Source organism: Rahnella sp. CG8, assembly GCF_023701875.1.
GTDB classification, from domain to species: Bacteria; Pseudomonadota; Gammaproteobacteria; order Enterobacterales; family Enterobacteriaceae; genus Rahnella; species Rahnella aceris.
The window spans coordinates 34,381-58,084 of record NZ_JABAED010000020.1 but is presented as its reverse complement, the minus strand read 5'-3'; the positions used below and the strand labels follow the sequence as shown (position 1 = coordinate 58,084).

At 53.6% G+C, this 23,704-nt stretch carries 21 protein-coding genes and 1 pseudogene; 14 read left to right on the top strand and 8 right to left on the bottom strand.

Annotation, left to right across the window (positions count from 1 at the left end):
• Positions 1-64 precede the first annotated feature (64 nt).
• The 7 genes from HGO41_RS18155 (at position 65) to uvrD (ending at position 8,490) form a co-directional block, all read left to right on the top strand.
• Entirely contained in the window at positions 65-2,623 is a 2,559-nt protein-coding gene (locus tag HGO41_RS18155; protein ID WP_013577520.1) for a class I adenylate cyclase, read from the top strand.
• A 158-nt stretch (positions 2,624-2,781) separates the two neighbouring features.
• The gene (lptM, locus tag HGO41_RS18150; protein ID WP_013577519.1) at positions 2,782-2,985 is read left to right on the top strand and encodes an LPS translocon maturation chaperone LptM; all 204 of its coding nucleotides are present in this window, start codon (positions 2,782-2,784) and stop codon (positions 2,983-2,985) included.
• A gap of 96 nt (positions 2,986-3,081) precedes the next feature.
• The gene (dapF, locus tag HGO41_RS18145) at positions 3,082-3,906 is read left to right on the top strand and encodes a diaminopimelate epimerase (protein WP_013577518.1); all 825 of its coding nucleotides are present in this window, start codon (positions 3,082-3,084) and stop codon (positions 3,904-3,906) included.
• Positions 3,903-4,607 (top strand): DUF484 domain-containing protein, encoded by a 705-nt coding sequence (locus tag HGO41_RS18140; RefSeq protein ID WP_013577517.1) that lies wholly within the window; start codon positions 3,903-3,905, stop codon positions 4,605-4,607. Before dapF ends, HGO41_RS18140 begins: the two co-directional genes overlap by 4 nt.
• Complete coding sequence (gene xerC / locus HGO41_RS18135) at positions 4,604-5,515, top strand: tyrosine recombinase XerC (RefSeq protein ID WP_037035463.1); 912 nt, start codon at positions 4,604-4,606, stop codon at positions 5,513-5,515. The genes HGO41_RS18140 and xerC overlap by 4 nt, the downstream gene beginning before the upstream one ends.
• Positions 5,515-6,231: a 5-amino-6-(5-phospho-D-ribitylamino)uracil phosphatase YigB gene (gene yigB, locus HGO41_RS18130; RefSeq protein ID WP_037035464.1), complete on the top strand. Its 717-nt coding sequence runs from the start codon at positions 5,515-5,517 to the stop codon at positions 6,229-6,231. The genes xerC and yigB overlap by 1 nt, the downstream gene beginning before the upstream one ends.
• A gap of 96 nt (positions 6,232-6,327) precedes the next feature.
• Positions 6,328-8,490 (top strand): DNA helicase II, encoded by a 2,163-nt coding sequence (gene uvrD / locus HGO41_RS18125; RefSeq protein WP_013577514.1) that lies wholly within the window; start codon positions 6,328-6,330, stop codon positions 8,488-8,490.
• A gap of 142 nt (positions 8,491-8,632) precedes the next feature.
• Here the strand turns inward: uvrD and HGO41_RS18120 are convergent, their stop codons facing one another.
• Positions 8,633-9,109 (bottom strand): WbuC family cupin fold metalloprotein, encoded by a 477-nt coding sequence (locus tag HGO41_RS18120; RefSeq protein WP_112197603.1) that lies wholly within the window; start codon positions 9,107-9,109, stop codon positions 8,633-8,635.
• 419 nt (positions 9,110-9,528) lie between these two features.
• Here HGO41_RS18120 and corA point away from each other — a divergent pair, with 419 nt between their 5' ends.
• Both corA and HGO41_RS18110 read left to right on the top strand, forming a co-directional pair.
• Positions 9,529-10,479: a magnesium/cobalt transporter CorA gene (gene corA, locus HGO41_RS18115; protein ID WP_013577512.1), complete on the top strand. Its 951-nt coding sequence runs from the start codon at positions 9,529-9,531 to the stop codon at positions 10,477-10,479.
• A gap of 6 nt (positions 10,480-10,485) precedes the next feature.
• On the top strand, positions 10,486-11,553 hold the full coding sequence (locus tag HGO41_RS18110) for an AbrB family transcriptional regulator (protein WP_013577511.1): 1,068 nt from the start codon (positions 10,486-10,488) through the stop codon (positions 11,551-11,553).
• On the opposite strand, the gene rarD is transcribed toward HGO41_RS18110, so the two are convergent.
• Both rarD and HGO41_RS18100 read right to left on the bottom strand, forming a co-directional pair.
• On the bottom strand, positions 11,518-12,432 hold the full coding sequence (gene rarD / locus HGO41_RS18105) for an EamA family transporter RarD (protein WP_112197604.1): 915 nt from the start codon (positions 12,430-12,432) through the stop codon (positions 11,518-11,520). The genes HGO41_RS18110 and rarD overlap by 36 nt on opposite strands.
• Positions 12,433-12,480: 48 nt before the next feature.
• Positions 12,481-12,963, bottom strand: coding sequence for a thioesterase family protein (locus HGO41_RS18100; RefSeq protein ID WP_013577509.1), 483 nt, complete (start codon positions 12,961-12,963; stop codon positions 12,481-12,483).
• A 254-nt stretch (positions 12,964-13,217) separates the two neighbouring features.
• Between HGO41_RS18100 and pldA the strand changes: the two genes are divergently transcribed.
• From pldA to rhtC, 3 genes are all read left to right on the top strand, one after another.
• A complete protein-coding gene (gene pldA, locus HGO41_RS18095; protein ID WP_013577507.1) occupies positions 13,218-14,096 on the top strand; it encodes a phospholipase A in 879 nt (292 codons plus the stop codon).
• 128 nt (positions 14,097-14,224) lie between these two features.
• Entirely contained in the window at positions 14,225-16,057 is a 1,833-nt protein-coding gene (gene recQ, locus HGO41_RS18090) for an ATP-dependent DNA helicase RecQ (protein WP_013577506.1), read from the top strand.
• Between the two features lie 37 nt (positions 16,058-16,094).
• A complete protein-coding gene (gene rhtC, locus HGO41_RS18085) occupies positions 16,095-16,712 on the top strand; it encodes a threonine export protein RhtC (protein ID WP_013577505.1) in 618 nt (205 codons plus the stop codon).
• A 64-nt stretch (positions 16,713-16,776) separates the two neighbouring features.
• Here the strand turns inward: rhtC and rhtB are convergent, their stop codons facing one another.
• Positions 16,777-17,397: a homoserine/homoserine lactone efflux protein gene (gene rhtB, locus HGO41_RS18080; protein WP_112152369.1), complete on the bottom strand. Its 621-nt coding sequence runs from the start codon at positions 17,395-17,397 to the stop codon at positions 16,777-16,779.
• 122 nt (positions 17,398-17,519) lie between these two features.
• Between rhtB and pldB the strand changes: the two genes are divergently transcribed.
• The gene (gene pldB / locus HGO41_RS18075) at positions 17,520-18,512 is read left to right on the top strand and encodes a lysophospholipase L2 (RefSeq protein WP_013577503.1); all 993 of its coding nucleotides are present in this window, start codon (positions 17,520-17,522) and stop codon (positions 18,510-18,512) included.
• A gap of 48 nt (positions 18,513-18,560) precedes the next feature.
• On the top strand, positions 18,561-19,370 hold the full coding sequence (gene yigL / locus HGO41_RS18070; RefSeq protein ID WP_250981283.1) for a sugar/pyridoxal phosphate phosphatase YigL: 810 nt from the start codon (positions 18,561-18,563) through the stop codon (positions 19,368-19,370).
• Positions 19,371-19,436: 66 nt separating this feature from the next.
• Here yigL and HGO41_RS18065 read toward each other — a convergent pair.
• The 4 genes and pseudogenes from HGO41_RS18065 to HGO41_RS18050 form a co-directional block, all read right to left on the bottom strand.
• Positions 19,437-20,003 (bottom strand): annotated as a pseudogene (locus HGO41_RS18065) (hemagglutinin repeat-containing protein); the annotation flags it as partial.
• Between the two features lie 270 nt (positions 20,004-20,273).
• Complete coding sequence (locus tag HGO41_RS18060; RefSeq protein ID WP_250981282.1) at positions 20,274-21,125, bottom strand: VENN motif pre-toxin domain-containing protein; 852 nt, start codon at positions 21,123-21,125, stop codon at positions 20,274-20,276.
• Positions 21,122-21,382: a hypothetical protein gene (locus tag HGO41_RS18055; protein WP_013577496.1), complete on the bottom strand. Its 261-nt coding sequence runs from the start codon at positions 21,380-21,382 to the stop codon at positions 21,122-21,124. Before HGO41_RS18055 ends, HGO41_RS18060 begins: the two co-directional genes overlap by 4 nt.
• Positions 21,382-23,704: hemagglutinin repeat-containing protein (locus tag HGO41_RS18050; protein WP_250981281.1), on the bottom strand; the 2,323-nt coding region annotated here is incomplete at its 5' end. The genes HGO41_RS18055 and HGO41_RS18050, both read right to left, overlap by 1 nt.

Here is a 23,704-nt window from a genome sequence, read left to right as displayed (position 1 = left end):
GCATCACGATAAATGACGGATTTGGAACGGGGTTCTTTCCAGACACATAATCAGGCGAAACGTCTTGTACCTCTACATCGAGACATTGAAGCAAAGATTGGATGCGATCAATCAGTTACGAGTAGATCGCGCACTGGCAGCAATGGGTCCTGCGTTTCAACAGGTCTACCAGCTGCTTCCTGTCTTTTTACATCAACATCACCCTCTGATGCCGGGATACCTTGAAGGTAAGGTTCCGCATGGTATCTGTGTTTTCACGCCTGATGAATCCCAGCAAACCTACCTGACTGACCTTGAAGATAAATGGGGCAGCGCGCTCGAACCTCTTGTGAAAGGTGAATTGCCTATCACTGGCGTGTATTCCATGGGCAGCACCTCTTCCATTGGCCAGAGTCAAAGCTCTGATCTGGATATCTGGGTCTGCCATCAGTCCTGGCTCGATAACGAAGAGCGTAACCGCTTACAGCAAAAATGCAGCCTGTTAGAAAAATGGGCGGCCTCGCTGGGCGTAGAAGTCAGCTTCTTCCTGATCGACGAAAACCGCTTCCGCCACAATGAAAGTGGCAGCCTGGGTGGTGAAGACTGTGGTTCAACACAGCACATCTTATTGCTCGACGAGTTCTACCGTACCGCCGTCCGTCTGGCCGGTAAGCGTATTCTATGGAATATGGTGCCGGGTGAAGAAGAAGCGCATTACGACGAATATGTGCTTTCGCTGTATGCGCAGGGCGCACTGACGCCAAACGAATGGCTCGATCTCGGTGGCCTCAGTACGCTGTCAGCGGAGGAGTATTTCGGCGCGAGTTTGTGGCAGTTGTATAAAAGTATCGATTCTCCTTATAAAGCGGTGCTCAAAACGTTGCTGCTGGAAACATACTCCTGGGAATACCCTAAAACGCAATTGCTGGCGATGGATATTAAACAACGCCTGCATCAGGGTGAGATCGTCTGCTTCGGGCTTGATTCCTATTGTATGATGCTCGACCGTGTGACCCGTTATCTCACCCAGATTGAAGATTTCACCCGCCTTGATTTAGTCCGCCGTTGTTTCTATTTAAAAGTCTGCGAAAAACTCTCCCGTGCACGGGCATCGGTTGGCTGGCGTCGTGAAATTCTCAGTCAACTGGTGGCTGAATGGGGATGGGATGAAGAACGTCTGGCTATGCTGGATAACCGGGCGAACTGGAAAATCGAGCGTGTGCGCGAAGCGCATAACGAACTGCTCGATGCCATGATGCAAAGCTATCGCAACCTGATCCGCTTTGCCCGTCGCAACAATTTAAGCGTCAGTGCCAGCCCGCAGGATATCGGCGTGCTGACCCGTAAGTTGTACGCCGCGTTTGAAGCGCTGCCGGGTAAAGTCACGCTGGTGAATCCGCAGATTTCACCTGATCTGTCAGAAAGCGATTTAACCTTTATTCATGTGCCGATTGGCCGTGCGAACCGCACCGGCTGGTATCTGTATAATCAGTCGCCGTCGATGGAATCTATCGTCAGCCACCAGCCGCTGGAATATAACCGCTATCTGAATAAACTGGTGGCGTGGGCCTATTTCAACGGACTACTGACGTCCACGACACGCCTGCATATTAAAAGCGGCAGCTTGTGTGATATCGCCAAACTGCGCGAACTGGTGGCGGATGTTTCGCACAACTTCCCGCTGCGCCTGGCGGCACCGACGCCAAAAGCGTTGTACAGCCCGTGCGAAATTCGTCACTTAGCGATTATCGTTAATCTGGAACACGATCCGACCGCAGCTTTCCGCAATCAGGTGGTGCATTTTGATTTCCGTAAGCTGGATGTTTTCAGTTTCGGGCAGAATCAGCAATGCATGGTCGGCAGTATTGACCTGCTCTATCGCAACTCATGGAATGAAGTGCGTACGCTGCATTTCAGCGGTGAACAGGCGGTGCTTGAAGCGCTGAAAACTATCCTGGGCAAAATGCATCAGGATGCTGCACCGCCGGAATCGGTAGAAGTGTTCTGCTACAGTCAGCATTTACGTGGCCTTATCCGTACGCGGATTCAGCAACTGGTGTCGGAATGTATTGAGCTTCGCCTGTCGAGCAAACGACTCGAACCCGGGCGCTTCAAAGCCGTGCGTGTTGCCGGGCAAACCTGGGGACTGTTCTTTGAACGTCTCAGCGTTTCTGTGCAAAAGCTGGAGAATGCGATCGAATTCTATGGCGCGATTTCCAACAACAAACTGCACGGTTTGTCGGTGAAATTGCAGACCGATCAGGCGCATCTCCCCGCTGTGATTGACGGCTACGCCAGCGAAGGGATCATTCAGTTCTTCTTCGAAGACAGTTCGGATGACATCGGCTTTAATATCTACATTCTTGATGAATCCAACCGTGTTGAGGTCTATCACCACTGCGAAGGCAGCAAAGAGGATCTGGTGCGCGATGTCAGCCGGTTCTACTCATCTTCCCATGACCGGTTTACCTACGGCTCAAGCTTTATTAACTTCAACCTGCCGCAGTTCTATCAAATTGTGTCGCTCGATGACCGGATTCAGGTGATCCCTTTTCGCAGCAATGCCCTCTCTGCCGCCTGCGCCACCTTGCCTGAAAGCGACGTCGAACCTTCGCGGCTGAAGCAGCAATTCCAGTTGCATTAGAAAAGGTGTCCGTATCACGGACATGTGGCAGATTATCCGGCTTTCCTGCGCTTTAAACCCTGAAAATGTGCCCGGGGGTTTTGTCGATTCCTGTTGCTTTTCATGATCCACCTGCGATTATAGAGAGCTTGGTCGCATGAATTACGGGCATTCATAAAATGAAAAACGCTTTACGCTGGTCTCTGGCCGCGACAATACTCTTTTCTCTCTCCGGTTGCGGACTTAAAGGGCCGTTGTATTTCCCACCGCCGGAAAAATCAGCCACGCAAAAAACCAGCAATGTTCCGGGTACGGCGAACGATGGTTCGTCGCAGGAAAAAGGGGTATCACCAGAAAGCCTCACGACGAACTCCAGAGATTGACCAGCAAATTGTCGGGGGTTTCGTGCCATGCTGGCAGAACCCTCTTCTTAAAGGATCATCGCGACTGGATTTGACCAGCGGTAAACGGAGTCAGTTATGCAGTTCTCCAAAATGCACGGCCTGGGTAACGATTTTATGGTCGTTGATGCCGTCACTCAAAATGTCTATTTTTCTCCCGAGTTGATCCGTCGTTTGTCTGACCGTCACCGTGGCGTAGGTTTTGACCAGTTACTGGTGGTGGAACCTCCTTACGATCCCGAATTAGACTTTCATTACCGTATTTTTAACGCGGACGGCAGTGAAGTCGCGCAGTGTGGTAATGGTGCGCGCTGTTTTGCCCGCTTTGTCCGCATTAAAGGTCTGACAAACAAACGTGATATCCGCGTCAGCACGCAGACCGGCCGCATGGTGCTGACTGTCACCGAAGATGAAGAAGTGCAGGTCAACATGGGCGAGCCGGTTTTCGAGCCGCAACAGGTGCCTTTCCGTGCAGCGAAACCGGAAAAGACCTATATTCTGCGTGCAGAAGAGCGCACAGTATTTTGCGGTGTGGTGTCGATGGGAAACCCGCATTGCGTATTACAGGTGGATGATGTGCTGACAGCAGAAGTCGAGGTTCTCGGACCGATGCTGGAAAGTCATGACCGTTTTCCTGAGCGTGTGAACGTCGGTTTCATGCAGATCCTCAGCCCGGAAAGCGTAAAATTGCGCGTGTACGAGCGCGGTGCCGGTGAAACACAGGCATGCGGAAGTGGTGCCTGCGCGGCTGTGGCGGTTGGCATTCAGCAAGGTTTACTCGCAGAAGAAGTTCAGGTGGAACTGCCGGGAGGCAGCCTCGACATTCGCTGGAAAGGGCCGGGTCATCCGCTTTATATGACCGGACCTGCCACTCATGTTTACGACGGATTTATTCATCTATGAACAATCTTGATGACCAGATTGAACCGGTAATAGCTCTCGACGATGACAGCGTGATGCAATATCTGCTGCAAAACCCGGATTTCTTTATTCGCAATGCGCGCAGCGTCGAGCAGATGCACGTACCGCATCCGGTGAAAGGCAGTATTTCGCTGGTTGAATGGCAACTCGGACGTCAGCGTCATCAGATTGCCCAGCTTGAAGAAGAAATTACATTGCTGATGGAGCAGGCTTCGGTCAACGAAGCGTTGTTCGGGCGGATGATCGAGCTTCAGGCCACGCTCGCGGCGGCCAGCAGTTTGCAGGATATGCTTAACCGCCTGCAACGCTGGGCACGCAGTCTGGGGCTGGCAGGCGCCAATGTGCGCTTGTTCAGTGAAGGCTGGCGCATCGGCGCGCCATCAGATTTCACGCATCTTGCGGTGAGCCGCAGCGCGTTTGAATCCATGCGCATCCAGCGTCTGGGTGAAACGCCGCATTATCTCGGCGGCCTGAACGGTCCGGAATTACTGCTGTTATTGCCGCAGGCGAAAGCCGTGGGTTCCGTCGCACTGTCGCTGATGGGCGAACAGGGTGAGCTGGGCGTGCTGATTTTCAGCAGCCGTGATCCCCAGCATTATCAGCCAGGAATGGGCACGGTGCTACTCAACCAACTGGCAAAAATGTTACCTGGCCTGCTGGAACGCTGGATCGAACGCGTATGAATCACACCGAATCGCCTCTCTATCCCGCAGTCGAGGCGTTTCTGCGTTACCTGCATGTTGAACGCCAGCTCAGCCCGCTTACCACCACCAATTACAGCCGCCAGTTAGAAGCCCTGATCGCCATCTCCGGCGAGATCGGTATTTCCCACTGGCAGCAACTCGATGCGCCAAAAGTCCGCATGTTACTGGCGCGCAGTAAACGAGCCGGTTTGGGGCCATCCAGTCTGGCGCTGCGCATGTCTTCGCTGCGCAGCTTTCTTGACTGGCTGGTGCGTCAGGGCGTATTAAGCGCCAATCCTGCCAAAGGCATTTCCACACCGCGTTCACCCAAGCATTTGCCAAAAAATCTTGATGTCGATGAAGTGAATAAACTGCTGGACATCGATCTCAATGATCCGCTTTCCGTGCGTGACCGCGCGATGCTGGAAGTGATGTATGGCGGCGGGCTGCGTCTTTCGGAACTGGTGGGTATCGACTGCAAACATATCGATATGGCCTCCGGCGAAGTGCGCGTGTTGGGTAAAGGCAGCAAAGAGCGCAAAGTGCCGATCGGGCGAACGGCTGTCACCTGGCTCGAACACTGGCTGGAACGCCGCGCTGATTTTAATCCGCAGGATGACGCGATGTTTTTGTCGAGCAAAGGCAGCCGTATTTCTGCGCGCAACGTGCAAAAACGGTTTGCTGAATGGGGCGTGAAACAGGGCGTTAACAGCCATATTCATCCGCATAAACTACGACATTCTTTTGCCACGCACGTGCTGGAATCCAGCGGGGATCTACGCGCGGTACAGGAACTGCTGGGGCACGCGAATCTGTCCACCACCCAAATCTATACCCACCTCGACTTTCAACATTTGGCGACGGTTTACGACGCCGCGCATCCCCGCGCAAAACGAGGAAAATCCTGATGAAGTTCTATCGTCCGCTGAAACGCATTGAAGCGATCACCTTCGATTTAGACGACACGCTGTATGACAATTACGACGTTATCCGCCGTACCGATACCGAAACGCTGAAATTCATGCAGGGTTTCCATCCGGCGCTGACGGATATGGCACCGGATACTGTCCGCCTGATGCGTGCAGAATTACTGGCGCAGGACGCGGAGATTTATCACGACGTCACCGAATGGCGCCGTCAGGCGGTTTTGCTGGCGATGACCCGCGCGGGTCTGAGTCGCAGTGAGGCTGAGCAGGGCACCAAAGCCACAATGGAAACCTTCGCGAAGTGGCGCAGCAGGATTTATGTTCCGCAGGAAAATCACGACGCGCTGGCGGCGCTGGCCGAACGCTGGCCGCTGGTTGCTATCACTAACGGCAATGCCGATCCGCACGCCTGTGGTCTGGCGCAATATTTCCAGTTTACGTTGCGGGCGGGCGATCATGGCCGTGCCAAACCTTACGCCGACATGTATAAAAAAACGTCGATGAAGCTGGATATCCCGCTGGAAAACATTCTGCATGTGGGCGATGACCTGACGACAGACGTCGCGGGCGCGGTGCGTTGCGGGATGCAATCATGCTGGATTAATTTGCGCGAAGGCGACCTGATGCACATTAACGATGCCCGTCTGTTACCGCATATTGAGATTTCGCAGTTGGCATCGCTGACAGCATTGCTATAATCCCTTCTTAAATTACTCTGTATAAATTCACAGTGGAAATGCATTCGCGGCGATAATTTTCGCGTGAGTGCTTTTCTCATCTGACAAACGGTGCCTATGGACGTTTCTGACCTGCTCGACAGCCTGAATGAAAAACAACGTGAAGCCGTGGCCGCGCCGCGCAGCAATCTGTTGGTGCTGGCCGGAGCAGGCAGTGGCAAAACCCGCGTGCTGGTTCACCGCATAGCGTGGTTGCTGGCGGTAGAAAAGTGCTCGCCGTATTCTATTATGGCCGTCACATTTACCAATAAAGCGGCGGCAGAAATGCGCCACCGTATCGACCAGCTGATCGGCACCAGTCAGGGCGGCATGTGGATTGGTACCTTCCATGGCCTCGCGCACCGTTTGCTGCGTGCACACCATTTAGACGCCAATTTGCCACAGGATTTCCAGATCCTCGACAGTGATGACCAGATACGTCTGATCAAACGCCTGATCAAAGCCCTGAACATCGACGATAAACAATGGCCCCCGCGTCAGGCGATGTGGTACATCAACGGCAAAAAAGACGAAGGTCTGCGCCCGCAGCATGTCGAAACCTACAACAATCCCGTTGAAGCGACCTGGTTACGCATTTATCAGGCCTATCAGGAAGCTTGTGACCGTGCCGGGCTGGTGGATTTTGCCGAGCTGTTGCTGCGCGCCCACGAACTCTGGCTGAACAAGCCGCATATTTTGCAGCATTACCGCGAACGTTTTACCAACCTGATGGTGGACGAATTCCAGGACACCAACAGCATTCAGTACGCGTGGATCCGCCTGCTGGCAGGTGACAACAATAATGTGATGATCGTGGGTGATGATGACCAGTCGATTTACGGCTGGCGCGGTGCGCAGGTTGAAAACATCCAGCGCTTCCTGAAAGATTTCCCGAATGCACAAACCATCCGTCTGGAGCAGAACTACCGTTCAACCAGCACCATCCTGAAAGCCGCCAACTCACTGATTGAAAACAACAATGGCCGTATGGGTAAAAACCTGTGGACCGAGGACGGCGAAGGCGAACCGATTTCACTCTATTGCGCATTCAACGAACTGGATGAATCGCGCTTTGTGGTTAACCGCATCAAAACCTGGCAGGACAACGGCGGTGCGCTGAAAGATTGCGCCATTCTTTACCGCAGCAACGCCCAGTCGCGTGTGCTGGAAGAAGCCTTATTGCAGATGGCGATGCCATACCGTATTTATGGCGGTCAGCGGTTCTTCGACCGTCAGGAAATCAAAGATGCGCTGGCGTATCTGCGATTGATGTCGAACCGCAATGACGATGCCGCTTTTGAGCGCGTGGTGAACACACCGACGCGCGGCATCGGCGACCGCACGCTGGATGTGGTGCGCCAGACAGCACGTGATCGTCAGATGACCATGTGGCAGGCCACCCGTGCGCTGTTGCAGGAAAAAGTGCTGGCAGGTCGTGCGGCATCTTCACTGCAACGCTTCACCGAACTGGTTGACGCACTGGCGCATGAAACCTCAGATATGCCGCTGCACGTGCAGACTGACCGGGTGATTAAAGATTCCGGCCTGTTCATCATGTATGAGCAGGAAAAAGGCGAAAAAGGGCAGGCGCGAATCGAAAACTTAGAGGAACTGGTGACAGCAACACGCCAGTTCAGCTATCAGGATGAAGACGAAGATCTGATGCCGCTGCAGGCGTTTCTGTCCCATGCCGCGCTGGAAGCGGGCGAAGGGCAGGCGGATGCCAATCAGGATGCGACGCAGTTAATGACACTACACTCGGCGAAAGGGCTGGAGTTCCCGCAGGTGTTTATCGTCGGCATGGAAGAGGGCATGTTCCCGAGCCAGATGTCGCTGGAAGAAGGCGGACGTCTGGAAGAAGAACGCCGTCTGGCGTATGTCGGCGTCACCCGCGCTATGCAAAAATTGACCCTGACCTACGCGGAAACCCGCCGTTTATACGGCAAAGAAGTGTCTCATCGCCCGTCACGTTTTGTCGGCGAACTGCCGGAAGATTGTGTCGAAGAAGTCAGGATGCGCGCCAGTGTGTCACGCCCGATGAGCAACCGCAGCGTCGGCACGCCAACCAGCGTCAGCGACACCGGCTTCAAACTCGGCCAGCGCGTTGTGCATCCTAAATTCGGCGAAGGTACTATCGTCAATATGGAAGGCAGCGGCGAACACAGCCGTCTGCAGGTGGCGTTCCCGGGGGAAGGGATCAAGTGGCTGGTCGCCGCCTACGCCCGCCTCGAAGCCGTCTGATTTTTAACTCCCTCCCCTGCGAAGGGGAGGGTTGGGGTGGGGTATTAAGGTCAAAAACCAACGTTTAAGCGCGCTTAATCTCCTGTTTTGTCTGTAAAACCCCCTCCCATCCTCCCCCTTCGCAGGGGGAGGAGCCGAAAGGTCAGAGGCTAAATGTTTCACCCACTTCGGCTTTCGCATACCATTCCAGCATTTCTTTGACACCTTCTTCGCCTTCCGGCGCGGTGCCTGGCAGATAATCCTGTTCCTGAACTGGCTGATACGCACCGTGTTTCACTTCAAAAATCACGCCGCCTTCGTCGAGAGATAGCACGCTGTGCCAGGTATTGGCCGGGATTTCCAGCAGACGGGTTTCTGCGCCGAGCCACAGGCGGTCGGTGACTTCGCCGCTGTTATCGTAAATCAGTACCAGAAAGCGACCACGCAGGGCGGTCAGCATTTCCCAGGTGTGTGGATGGCGGTGAATGCGCACATAAGTGCCGGGTTCCATGGCGATGGCCAGACGCTGAACGTCATCTTCAGGCGCCGGATGCATATTCAGATTTTGACGCAGTCGCGGTGAATGCGCCGCCTTGGTGATCAGGTCGCATAACGTATCTTGGTTTATCTGCTTAATCATTTTGGGTATCTGAAAAGTGAGGGGAGATCAGGGCATTGAGTGTAGCCAAAAAAGCACCCTCCGATAAGCCGGTAAGGTTATCAGGCCAGCCTGAAATTTATGCATAAATGTTGCCAGAATAGATTTGTTCGCGGTTGACAGTCTTTTTATTCCCGGCGTAACATGCGCGCACTATTATCAATGAGGAACTTCGCCTTGGACACACCCAGTAGATACTGGCTCAATAACCTGTTCATTAGGTACCACTTCTAAGGCCCTCCTCTTTGCTGATGGCCTTAGTGGTTGTCAGCGACCCCCGTTCTGTCGCTGTGAGTCAGATCTGAATTTGGTCTGAATTACGCCGGTGACAATTCTCACCCCGTGATTTTCTGTGCTTCAACGCGTTGTCCACTTTCTGTCATTTTTGGGAGAACGGGCACATGCTGAGTGCTTTTAAATTAGAAAACAGCCGCTTATCCCGTTTAGAGCTGGACGAGTCAGACGATCTCAAAACCTCATTGTGGGTGGATTTGGTTGAACCTGACGAGCTGGAGCGTGAGCGCGTTCAAAGTGAATTAGGGCAAAGCCTGGCGACACGTCCTGAACTGGACGACATCGAAGCTTCTGCACGTTTCTTTGAAGATGAAGACGGCCTGCACATTCACTCCTTCTTTTACTATGAAGATGCCGAAGATCATGCCGGCAACAGCACCGTGGCATTTACCGTGCGCGAAGGTCGTCTGTATACCCTGCGTGAGCGCGAATTACCGGCATTTCGTCTCTACCGTATGCGTGCCCGCAACCAGACGCTGGTTGACGGCAACGCCTATGAACTGCTGCTGGATTTGTTCGAAACTAAAATAGAGCAACTGGCGGATGAAATTGAAAATATCTACAGTGATCTGGAAAAACTCAGCCGGGTGATCATGGAAGGGCATCAGGGCGACGAATACGATGCTGCACTTTCCACGCTGGCAGAACTGGAAGATATCGGCTGGAAAGTGCGTTTATGTCTGATGGATACCCAGCGCGCGCTGAATTTCCTGGTGCGTAAGGCTCGTTTACCCGCAGGTCAGCTTGAGCAGGCGCGTGAAGTATTACGCGATATCGAATCCCTGTTGCCGCACAACGAATCCCTGTTCCAGAAAGTTAACTTCCTGATGCAGGCGGCGATGGGTTTTATCAACATCGAACAGAACCGCATTATTAAGATTTTCTCGGTGGTTTCGGTGGTGTTCCTGCCGCCAACGCTGGTGGCTTCCAGTTACGGGATGAACTTTGAATTCATGCCGGAACTGAAATGGTCATTCGGTTATCCGGGCGCGATTGCGCTGATGATCCTCGCCGGGCTGGCGCCTTACCTGTACTTCAAACGTAAAAACTGGTTATAACCGACCATGCTGATGGAAAGGATGGTTCCGGCGGGGCAGTGGTTTATCCTCGTCGTTTCCTCACTGATTCTGGGCATTATTTTTCAGACCTTCCACGTTCCCGCTGCGCTCCTGCTCGGGCCGATGATTGTCGGCGTCGTCATGGGTTTATTGGGTGCCAGCGTGCGTATTCATCCGCTGTTCTTCAAAATATCGCAGGGCATTTTGGGCTGTATGATCGCGCAAAGTCTGTCGCCCTCGATTCTGCCACCGTTACTCAATGACTGGCCGCTGGTGCTGATGGTGCTGGTGGCGACGCTGCTTGCCAGCGGACTTTCCGGCTGGTTGCTGGTACGTTTTAGCCAGTTACCCGGCCCGACCGGCGCGTGGGGTTCATCACCCGGCGGTGCCAGCGCCATGGTCGCGATGGCCGGTGATTTCGGTGCGGATGTCCGTCTGGTGGCGTTTATGCAGTATCTGCGCGTGTTGTTTGTTGCCACGGCTGCCGCATTTGTTGCGCGTATGGCTATGGGCGACAGCGCATCGCTGGCGGCGGCAGTGGTCTGGTTTCCGCCGCTCACCTGGCGTTTCTTTGCCACGCTATTTCTGGCAGTAGCCGGTGTCTGGCTGGGGCCGCGCCTGCGTATCCCTTCCGGCGCGCTGCTGCTTCCGGCCATTGTCGGCGCGGTTTTGCATTCCACCGGAACGGTGACCTTAGAAGTGCCGGAATGGCTGCTGGCGATGGCGTACACGCTGATTGGCTGGAGTGTCGGGCTGCGCTTTACACGTCCGATTTTCAAACTGGCTTTACGTACGCTGCCTCAGATGATTGCCTCGATTATCGGGCTGATGCTGATTTGCGGGGGCATGGCATGGGTGCTGACCAAACTTTTGCACGTCGATATGCTGACGGCTTATCTGGCGACCAGCCCGGGCGGGCTGGACACCGTGGCGATTATTGCGGCAGGCAGCCACGCCGATTTAGGTTTTGTGATGGCGATGCAGACGCTGCGTCTGATCACCATCCTGGCCACCGGTCCCGCGATGGCGCGCTTTATCTCACGCAGCGCTGTGTCCGCTTCTTCCTCGTCGTAAACGCCCCTGCGTATAGAGCGCATCGCTGATAAAGCACAGCAGTCCCACCCAGATAAAGCCGAAGGTGATAAGTTGTGAGGTGTTGACGGTTTCACCGTAAAACACCACGGCCAGCAGGAACATCAGCGTTGGCCCGAGATACTGGAAAAAGCCCAGCGTGGAGAGCTTCAGCCGGGCAGCGGCGGCGGTAAAGAACAGTAGCGGAATGGTGGTGATAATCCCGGCCGCCATCAGCAATAAATCCAGAGACCACGGATTCGCTGCCAGATTGCTGGTCTGGCTGTGGGCAATAAAGAACAGATAAATCCCGGCCACCGGCAGCAACCAGAGGGTTTCAATCAGCATCCCGGTTTGCGAATCTACGCCTATTTTTTTACGCAGCAGGCCATAGAAGGCGAATGTCAGGGACAGCCCGATGGCGATGACCGGCACGGAACCAAATACCCACACCTGCACCAGCACCCCGGCGAAAGCCAGCGCCACGGCGAACCATTGCAAACTTCGGAATCGTTCACGCAAAAACAGCATGCCAAGCACCACATTCACCAGCGGATTGATAAAGTAGCCGAGGCTGGCTTCCAGAATGTGATTATGATTAATTGCCCAAATAAAAATCAGCCAGTTCCCACCGACAAGCAGGGCGGTAATCAGTAACATGCCGATTTTCTTCGGTTGTGCCAATACCCGGCGGACATCGCCCCAGCTGCGGCTGACGGAGAGCAGCACTAACATAAAGAAGAAAGACCAGATCACCCGGTGAGTCAGAATTTCATCCGCCGGAACCTGTTTGATGAGCTTGAAATACGCCGGCGCGATCCCCCAGATCAGATAGGCGATAAAGGCAAAAATAACACCTTGCCGGGTACGGTGTGCGTCCATGTGGGTACCTGAAAAAAGAGTAAGGAAAGAAGCGGAGTTTACCTGATCTCAGCCCACCATATAGGTCGCCGTAGTGGTCGCGATGTGAATGCCCGTGTCGCTGTGTAAATCCACGCGCGCCACGGAGACTTTGTTCCCGGCACGGATCAGGCTGGCGGAGGCAATAAAATACTCGCCACGGCCCGGACGCAGGTAATCAACGCGTAAATCGATGGTGCCCATCTTGGATAAACGCTGACGCATTTCGGCTTCCAGTAACGGGTGATCAGGTTTGTCGCGGCGGATCAGTGAACTGGTCACACAGACCAGACCGGCGGCGACATCCAGCACCGCAGCAATTACCCCGCCGTGCAGGATTTTTTGTGCGGCATTGCCCACCAGTTTTGTCTGGTTGGTAAATTTTAACTCTGCGTAGTCGCAGTCGAGACGTTTCAGCTCGAGGCCCAGTTCGCGGTTAAACGGCATATCGTAAACGAAAATATTGCCGATCAGTTGCAGGGCAGCCTCGTGGCTGAGAGATGAAGCAGACATGAATAAATTCCTGACGAAAACGAGTGGACAGTATGTTCGCCGAAAAAGTTAACGAAGTGTTGATTTTAGGTGCGGGCAGGAAGGATTTCTACACAGCGAAGGATAAATGTATTCAGTACTCATGTAGAAATGTATTTGTGTGTAAAATGCCCTGCTTTGAGATTTCCGGATTTTAGTCAGCGCGTGGTTGGCCGGGCAGACGGCATATTTTCAAAAATAATGAGTCGATAACTTTAGGGTGAGGGTAAGGAATAATGCGTAAAAATTGGGCTGTCGGAGCCGCCATGCTGGCGATGCCAATGCTGGGACACGCCGCAGAGGCCACTGTGCAGGAAGTGCATGATAAACCTGCGGTACGCGGAAGTATTATTGCGAATATGTTGCAGGAGCACGACAACCCGTTCACATTATATCCTTACGAACAAAACTACCTGATTTACACTGATACCAGCAATATCAACAAGAAAGCCATTCAGTCTTACGACTGGGCAGATAAAGCACGTCATGATGAAGTCGAGTTCCAGCTCAGCCTGGCGTTCCCGTTGTGGCGTGGAATTGCGGGTGATAATTCGGTGCTCGGCGCGTCTTACACGCAAAAATCATTCTGGCAGCTTTCCAACAGCGGCGAGTCTTCACCTTTTCGTGAGACCAACTACGAGCCACAGCTTTTCCTCGCCTGGGCAACGGATTACGATTTCCTCGGCTGGACATTGCGCGAAGCAGAATATGGTGTCAGCCATCAGTCTAACGGCCGCTCAGATCCGACGTCCCGCAGCTGGAACCGCGTGTATGCCCGTTTCATGGCGCAAAACGGTAACTGGCAGGTGGATTTAAAACCGTGGTACCGCATCCCTGAAAGCGATGAAAACGACGATAACCCGGACATCAACAAATACATGGGTTATTACCGCCTGAAAGTCGGTTATGCGTGGGGTGACAGCGTGTTCAGCGTGGAAAGCCGTTACAACTGGAATACCGGTTACGGCGGTGCGACGACTGGCTGGAGCTACCCGATTTCCAAACAGGTTCGCTTCTATACTCAGGTATTTAGCGGCTACGGCGAGTCATTGATCGACTACAACCATAAGCAGACCCGTATCGGTGTGGGTATTATGCTTAACGACATCATGTAATTGCGCCATACTTCTGGTTGCAGTTGCGTTGGCCGCACCCGGAATTATTTAGGGTATATTATGTCGGTGCAGTACAGCCCCGGCGGCTTTAGGGCTTAGCCGGGTGGTTTGAACAGTTGGGGAATTGAGTGTCTACGGCGGCAGTGATAAACAAAGAAGAGCTGGCTCATCAGGTATTACGCGATACCTTCGGCTATCAGCAATTCAGACCAGGCCAGCAAACTATCATCAATACCGCCCTTTCTGGCCGGGATTGTCTGGTAGTGATGCCAACAGGCGGCGGTAAATCGCTGTGCTATCAAATTCCCGCGCTGGTGATGGACGGCCTGACGCTGGTTGTTTCGCCGCTCATCTCGCTGATGAAAGATCAGGTCGATCAGCTGATGGCTGCAGGCGTTGAAGCCGGTTGCCTGAACTCAACGCAAACCCGTGAGCAACAGCTGGAAGTGATGGCCGGTTGCCGTGCGGGACGTATCAAAATGCTGTATATCGCGCCGGAACGCCTGATGATGGGCGATTTCCTCGAGCAGCTGCAACAGTGGAATCCGGCGATGCTTGCCGTGGATGAAGCCCACTGTATTTCCCAATGGGGCCACGATTTCCGTCCGGAATACCGCGCCCTGGGTCAGCTGAAACTGCGTTATCCGCAACTGCCGGTGATCGCCCTGACCGCGACCGCCGATGAAGCCACCCGTAACGATATCGTCCGCCTGCTGGAACTGAACGATCCGCTGATTCAGGTCAGCAGTTTTGACCGTCCGAATATCCGTTACACGCTGGTGGAAAAATTTAAGCCGCTCGATCAGCTGATTCGTTTTGTGCAGGATCAGCGCGGTAAAAGCGGCATTATTTACTGTAACAGCCGTGCCAAAGTGGAAGACACAGCCGCCCGTCTGCAAAGCCGCGGGCTGAGCGTCGGCGCGTATCACGCCGGGCTGGATAACGATACCCGCGCCCGCGTGCAGGAAGGTTTCCAGCGCGACGACCTGCAAATTGTGGTCGCCACTGTCGCCTTCGGGATGGGCATCAACAAACCTAACGTGCGTTTTGTGGTGCACTTTGATATTCCACGCACCATCGAGTCTTATTATCAGGAAACGGGCCGGGCAGGGCGTGACGGCCTGCCTGCCGAAGCGGTGCTGCTTTACGATCCGGCTGATATGGCCTGGCTGCGCCGCTGTCTGGAAGAGAAACCGGCTGGCGCGCAACAGGATGTTGAACGCCATAAGCTGAATGCCATGAATGCGTTTGCGGAAGCGCAAACCTGCCGCCGTCTGGTGCTGCTCAATTACTTCGGTGAAGGCAAACAGAACGCCTGCGGTAACTGCGATGTGTGTCTTGACCCGCCAAAACGCTATGACGGTTTGCTGGATGCGCAGAAAGCGCTGTCGGTCGTTGCACGCGTCGGACAACGTTTTGGCTTAGGGTACGTGGTCGAAGTGCTGCGTGGTTCGAACAACCAGCGTATCCGCGAATACGGCCACGACAAGCTGACTGTGTACGGCATCGGCAAAGAACATAGCAACGAACACTGGACCAGCGTGGTTCGCCAACTGATCCATCTCGGGCTGATTACGCAAAATATTGCCATGCACTCGGCGTTACAACTGACGGAATCGGCGCGTCCGGTTTTACGGGGCGAAATCCCGTTGCAGTTGGCCGTGCCGCGTATTCAGACGCTCAAAATTAAAAGCAGTGCCAGCCAGAAAACTTACGGCGGGAATTACGATCGTAAATTGTTTGCTAAATTGCGTAAACTGCGTAAGTCACTGGCGGATGACAATAATGTGCCGCCGTACGTGGTATTTAACGACACGACGCTGCTGGAAATGGCTGAACATCTGCCCGTCAGCGCGAGCGATTTGCTGGACATCACCGGTGTCGGTCAGCGTAAGCTGGAGAAATTCGGCAGGCCATTTATGGCGATGATCCGCGATCACATCGATAACGGCGACGAATAAGAATTCTGTTTCCTACACATAACACAGAGAGTTAATCATGCTGATGCTATTCCTGACGGTTGCGATGGTTCATCTGATCGCGCTGATGAGTCCGGGGCCGGACTTCTTCTTTGTTTCACAAACCGCCGCCAGCCGGTCGCGTAAAGAAGCCATGATGGGCGTGATTGGTATTACGCTCGGCGTACTTGTGTGGGCAGCGGTTGCGCTGATGGGATTACATTTAATTCTGCAAAAAATGGCCTGGCTGCATCAGATCATCACCGTCGGCGGCGGCCTGTATCTGTGCTGGATGGGCTGGCAGTTGATGAAATCAGCACGTGCTAAAAAACAAAACGGCGACGACACACCGGTAACGCTGCCTGCCCGTGGCCGAACGTTTATGCGCGGGCTGCTGACCAATCTTTCGAATCCTAAAGCTGTCATTTACTTCGGCAGCGTGTTCTCTATGTTCGTTGGCGACAGTGTCAGTGGTGGCGAGCGTCTGGGTATATTTCTGCTGATTGTGGTGGAAACCCTGGCCTGGTTCTCGCTAGTGGCGTTGGTTTTTGCCCTGCCGAAAATGCGTCGCGGATATCAGCGTTTAGCAAAATGGATTGATGGCGTGGCAGGCGTGGTGTTTGCAGGCTTTGGTGTTGCGCTTATCGTGAATCGTTAATCAACGCATTTTGCGCATAAAAAAGGGTTCGGTTGATGCCGAACCCTTTTTGCATTTTGCGGCGTTAAACCTTTCTGGCACTTGCCAGCAACACACCCACCAGCATAAACAGTGAGCCGAAAATGCGGTTCAGCAACTGCATTTGTTTCGGGGCTTTCACCCAGCCGGCGATGCGCGTGGCCAGCGTGGCGTAACCGATCATCACAATAATATCGACAACGACGGTGGTCACGCCGAGTACCATGTATTGTGCAGCCTGAGGCTGGTGCGCAATGATAAACTGCGGGAATAACGCGGCCAGAAACACAATGCTTTTTGGATTGGTCAGGTTCACCAGGATGGCGCGTTTGAATAAACGGCGACGCGGCATACTGCTGGCGAGCGCGCTCAGATCAATCGCACCGGCAGAACGCCACTGGCAAATACCCAGCCAGATTAAGTACGCCGCACCCAGCCATTTGAGAATTTCAAAGGCCATCAGCGATGATGAGATCAGTGCGCCCAGCCCGATACCGACCAGTACGATGTGGATGGATAACCCGAGTTGTAACCCGGCGATTGACGCCACCGCCCCGCGATAGCCGTGGCTGATGCCCGTACTCATCGTGTTAATGGCACCGGAGCCGGGGGATAAACTTAAAATAGAAGTGGTGAGCAGGTAGGTTAACCACCAGTCAAGTGTCATTGCGAGACTCCCTGAATACGTTTTATGTTGTTTTATGGCACAATACGCCATTGTTTATAATTGCGCTATAACTCACAAATAACACTTTTCCTCCTCCCTGCCTGACGACTTTGGATCATTGAATGCCTGTGAATTTTGGGAAGTGGTTAACACGAGAGAAGGAGTTTTCCGCCTTCGCGACCGGACCTTTGCTGGATTTCTGGCGTACGCGCGAAGAAGGCGAGTTTAGCGGCGTTGACGATGTCCCGATCCGCTATGTCCGGTTCTGTTCCCCCGCGCATGATAAAGTCATCGTGGTGTCACCGGGTCGTATAGAAAGCTACGTAAAATATCCTGAAGTAGCCTACGATTTATTCCATTGCGGCTACGATGTCATGATTGTCGATCACCGCGGTCAGGGGCGTTCCGGGCGTATGCTCGACGATCCGCATTGTGGCCACGTTAAGCATTTTGACGATTATGTTGAGGATTTCGAAAGCTTTTATCAACTGGAGATTGCCCCACGTCAGTACGCGAAAAAGTTCGCGCTGGCACACTCCATGGGCGGTGCGATCCTGGCGCTGTTTCTGGCGAAAAATCCGGACAAGTTTGATGCAGCGGCGTTACTCGCGCCGATGACCGGCATTTATTTGCCGATGCCGGGCTGGATTTCCCGCCGGATCCTCAACTGGGCGGAGAATCGTCCGCTACGCCGTGACGGCTATGCGCTGGGCACCGGTCACTGGCGGCCATTACCGTTTGTGGTCAACCGCCTGACACACAGCCGTGAGCGTTATCGCCGTAACCTGCGTTTTTATGCCGATTACCCTGAGCTGCAGGTCGGTGGGCCAACCTATCATTGGGTACGTGAAGGGATTGAGGCGGGGATGCATATCCTGAAAGAAGCCGAAAAAATCACCACCCCTGTTCTGTTATTGCAGGCGAGCGAAGACCGTGTGGTGGATAACCGGTCCCATCTTGCTTTTTGTCAGGCCATGGCCGTTGCGGGACACCCTTGTGAAGGGGAAAAACCGCTGGTCATTGAAGGCGCGCGCCATGAGATCCTGTTTGAACGGGACGACCTGAGGGCACAGGCGCTGGACGCTATCATGCGCTTTTTTGCGCGACAGCATTAATCCGCGGTTCGCCGCGCACAACTCCATCAGAGGTTAGAACCTAACGCTATGTACCATGTTGTTGCTTCCGATTTAGATGGCACGCTGCTATCACCTGATCATACCCTGAGCCCGTTCGCCAAAGAGACGCTGAAATTGCTGACCCAGCGCGACGTGCATTTCGTGTTCGCCACCGGGCGTCACCATATCGATGTAGCGCAGATGCGCGACAATCTGGAAATCAGTGCGTACATGATCACCTCCAACGGTGCGCGCGTGCATAACACCGACGGTGACCTGATTTTCTCGCACAATCTGGATGAAGACATCGCCAGAGACCTGTTCGGCATCATGCATAACAATCCGGATATTCTGACCAACGTTTATCGCAACGATGACTGGTACATGAACCGTGACCGCGCCGATCAGGATGATTTTTTCCGCGAATCCGTTTTCAAATACAAACTGTATGAACCGGGTTTGCTGGAAACTGACGGTATCTGCAAAGTGTATTTCACCTGTGAAGATCATGAAAAACTGCTGCCACTGGAAGAAGCGATCAATGCGCGCTGGGGCGACCGTGTGAATGTCAGCTTCTCACTGCCGGTATGTCTGGAAGTGATGGCAGGCGGCGTATCGAAAGGGCATGCGCTGGAATATGTTTCCAAGCTGATGGGCTATTCCCTGAAGGATTGCATCGCTTTTGGTGATGGTCTTAATGACCTGGAAATGCTGAGCATGGCCGGTAAAGGTTGTCTGATGAGCGGTTCATTGCCACGTCTGAAAGCCGCCATGCCGGGTGCAGAAATCATCGGATCCAACGCCGACGACGCGGTACCGCATTACCTGCGTAAGATGTATTTGTCTGAAGAAAGCTAATCGGTTTTGAAGCAAAGTCGTAGAACCAAAGCAGGGCGGTTGTCCTGCTTTGGGATCTGTATCTGCCGCTTTATTGCCGATGTCGCTGAAGCCTAACGTGCCGGTGTTGAGGCTGTTTTTATCCGCCGAACTTGTGCTGGCAAGCACCGCGCCGCCGATATCCGCCATCACGCTGTTGCCGCTGACCTGCGCACCAGCAATCGTTGTGTCGTCGCCGCTGTTAATGCTGATGCGGTTGCCCGCGTCGATGGTGGTTTCGTTATGCTGCGTGCCGTTGCCCGACTCGCTGCCCCTGGAGGCGTTGCCGCTGGCGGAGATGTTGATACCGGCACCGCTCTCGCCCATGCCGATGCCAATCCCTATTGCGCCGCCGCTGCTGCTGTTTTCTCCTTCCAGCCATTGCGTGTTCTGCGAGGAAATCAGGTTGATGTCGTCTGCCGCGTTCAGCGCCACGTCCAGCCCGGCTTTAATCTGGCTGCCGATGGTCGTGATATCGCCGCCCGTCGCGGTTATTGACAGGTTATCACCCGCCGTCAGCGTGCTGCCCGTGGCGGTGTTCTGTCCGCTGTGGCTCTCGGATTTGGACGACTGCGTGCCAACCGAGGCGCTGATACCAAAGGCGGTGGAAGCATCGCCGATATGCGCCTGACTTAGCAGGGATTTGAGCTTAGCTGTGACGATACAAATTAAAACGATATATTAACCAGATTCCAACACCTGCAATTCCGCCCACGAAAAAGCCAACTCTTACACTCAGACGAATTATGGCTAAGAAGGGGACGTAAAATATTCCAGTTTGAAAAAATGAAACAATACAAACTAAAATATTCAATATAACAAATCCGATGATTATCGTTAAAATCATTAATATAATCAAATAGATAAAGCGAAGCATCTCATTTATCATTTCATTGCCTCAATCTTCTTGATCAATTCTGCTGCTTTAGGGCCACCTTGAACACCAAATTCAGTTGTACCTGATGCAAATATATTACCCGTTATGCCTGGTACTGGAGACCATGGTAATGGTTTACTAATCCCCATGCCCATATCAACCCATCCGTAGTTTTTCCATACGGGATTAAATACTTTGTCTAAGGCTGGCGAAACAATTTTATTACCGATCCCATAGCCAAGCGCCGAACCCGCAGCCCCCCAACCAGCCCCTGCTAACGGATCATCCCCCTTCAGATAATTCGATGTCGCACCGCCTGCCGCATTCCAGCCTACAGTTCCCCATGCACCTGTGTTTGCAGTAAATGCCCCGACATAGGTGGCTATCAGTACATCGGTCGGATTCACTTCACCATTGATCAGATACTGGATACCGGCATTAGCACTGCCGCCAATAGCACCTGTCATCTGCATTCCTCCAGGCAGATAAATCAGCCCTGCGGTCGCCATTGCGCCTGCCACTGCATTTGCCTCATTCTGCGCCTTCTGGCAACTTGCCGAACCCGGTGCATCAGCACAACTTGCCATATCAATACCGCGCTGACGGATAAATGTTTCCTGGCCTGCCTCCGTACCGCCGCCTAACAGGTTGTTGTTCACTGTGGTGTTCCCCGCTATCGCGCCTGTCATACCGTCTGCCGTGCTGTCTCCGGTTAAACCACCCGCCAGACCCGCTGCCAGCGTCGATAAGGCCAGCACTTTTTGTTTTTCCTGCTCCGTCAGTTCGCTGATGGGTTTGCCGTAAGTGTCCAGCGCTATATCCCGGCGCAGGCAACCGGGATGTTTGCTTGTTAAAGTCATTTATCAGGCTCGGTTGGGGGTTTTTTACGGGCGTTGTAGATATCTATTCGATTAAAGATAAAAGTTCCTACTGAAATAAAAATACCAGCAACCACACTCATTTTGACAACTTTTATCGTACCAGACACAGATAGATAAAACTCTCCTGTATAAATTATGGCAGTTATAATTCGGGTGGAGATACCTAATATAAAAAAGGCTACAGTCATGTATATAAACATGAGAATAAATATAAAAAGTGTCATTTTCTTCTTCACTATTTTTTATCCTTATTGTTTATTAATTCTTTAACTGTATCATTGGATATTTCAAAGAAAGATGCTGAACCAATATCTCCTATTACCCCAGAAAAAGATCCTGCATACGGCGCAAGCAAATCAGGCGCATATTTCCCAAATCCCCCGCCGAACACAGAACCCGCAATGGCTCCGCCCTGACCAGACAAACTCGGTCCATCCGTCATAAATGCGCCGCCCATATTAATCAGCGTATTTCCGCCGATTTTATAACCCGGAGCCAGATAACCTGCTCCTGCCGCAACCGCTGCACTGTAATAACTGAACTCACTGCCCGGTGCCATATTCATATACTGGAATGCAGAATTAGCACCGCCACCAATCACCGCCCCGGTAATGCCTTTTCCTATGGCTATTGTCGGACCAAGATAAAACGCACCGGCCATAAATACGCCATCCTGATAGCCTTCGACTATCGCTTTGGTGATATTCGCCCCTTCCGGCAAATCCCCTTTCGCTATTTTATCCAGCCCGGCCTGTGTCTGCTCGGGCGAGAGATTATTATCTACAGCAAACTGATTCCATGAGCCTGCTGTATCAATATAATCCATCATCCCTGAAGGCAGATTAAAGTGATTGTATTCCGTCGCATTCTTACCTGCCTGACCACCCGCAACAGCACTTTCTGTATCATCACCTGCAATTCCACCCGCCAGACCCGCGGCCAGCGTACTCAGCGCCACGATTTTCTGCTTTTCGTTCTCCGTCAGGTCTTCGCGTTTCACGCCCGGATAAAGCACCTGTGCGATTAGCTCACCGGTGGCCGCGCCTGCCGCACCCGCTGCGGCGTCACGCCCCTGAAGCTCTGCGATGACACCGCCGACAATCGCATGGGCGATGGCATTAGCGGCAACGTTATCTTCGCCGACCTGTTTCTTGATTTGCTCCGCCAGATACGGAGCCGCGCCGCCTGCCAGTGCCGCAGTCATATCGCCGCCCGCCAGCCCCTGAAGCGCCATCGTCGCTGCGCTGATACCTTGCTGGATATCACTTCCGGTACCGTACTGTTTCTGGGTATCTTTGTAGCTGCCGGTCTCTTTCAGCGCCGCAGTGTAGGCATCCCATTGCTCTTTTGTTCCTTCTTTGCCCGGCGGGGTTATGCCTTTTTCTGCCAGCTCTGTCTTGCCTGCACTTATCGCTTTAATCTCACCCGCCGTCCGTGCAATATCCATTGCCTGGCTGCCCATGTCGCCCAGCGCCTGCGCAATCTCCAGCCGCTTCTGCTCTTTTTCTTTATCAAAGATAGGGCTGATGCTGCCGTTGGCATGTTCCACGTCGCGGCTTAAATCAGCCACGTCCTGCTGCTGGTTTTCGGTATCGCGGATGTTGATGGTACCTGCTGAAATCGCCGCTTTGGTGGTGCCGGAAGCCTCACCTTCACCGCCTGCGCCGACCAGTACGCCGTTCGCCATATTGCCGATAAAGTTCTCTGCAACAGTCCCGCCGGTGCTGATGCCTGCGCCCTGATGTTCGGTGCTGTATTCCGCTTTATTGCCGATGTCGCTGAAGCCTAACGTACCGGTGTCGAGGTGGTTTTTATCGGCCGAACCTGTGCTGGCAATTACCGCGCCATCGAGCTGGGTATGCCCGCCGACCGTGATATCAAAGCCGCCGTCACCGGCAAAAATACCGCTCTGCTCAGTGACCGAGTTGTAGTCGCTGTCCATTTTGTCATTAGCGGCACTGATGCCGCCCGAACCGGTCATGGTGCCGAATGAGAAGCTGGCACCGCCGCTGATGCTCTTCTGGCTGCTGTCGTAATAGTCGCTGTCCTGCAGGCTGCTGATGGTCAGGTCGCCGCCGATATCCGCCACCACGCTGTTGCCGCTGACCTGCGCACCGGCAATCGTTGTGTCGTCGCCGCTGTTAATGCTGATGCGGTTGCCCGCGTCGATGGTGGTTTCGTTATGCTGCGTGCCGTTGCCCGACTCGCTGCCCCTGGAGGCGTTGCCGCTGGCGGAGATGTTGATACCGGCACCGCTCTCGCCCATGCCGATGCCAATCCCTATGGCGCCGCCGCTGCTGCTGTTTTCTCCTTCCAGCCACTGGGTGTTCTGCGAGGAAATCAGGTTGATGTCGTCTGCCGCGTTCAGCGCCACGTCCAGCCCGGCTTTAATCTGGCTGCCGATGGCCGTGATATCGCCGCCCGTCGCGGTTATCGACAGGTTATCACCCGCCGTCAGCGTGCTGCCCGTGGCGGTATTCTGTCCGCTGTGGCTCTCGGATTTGGACGACTGCGTGCCAACCGAGGCGCTGATACCAAAGGCGGTGGAAGCATCGCCG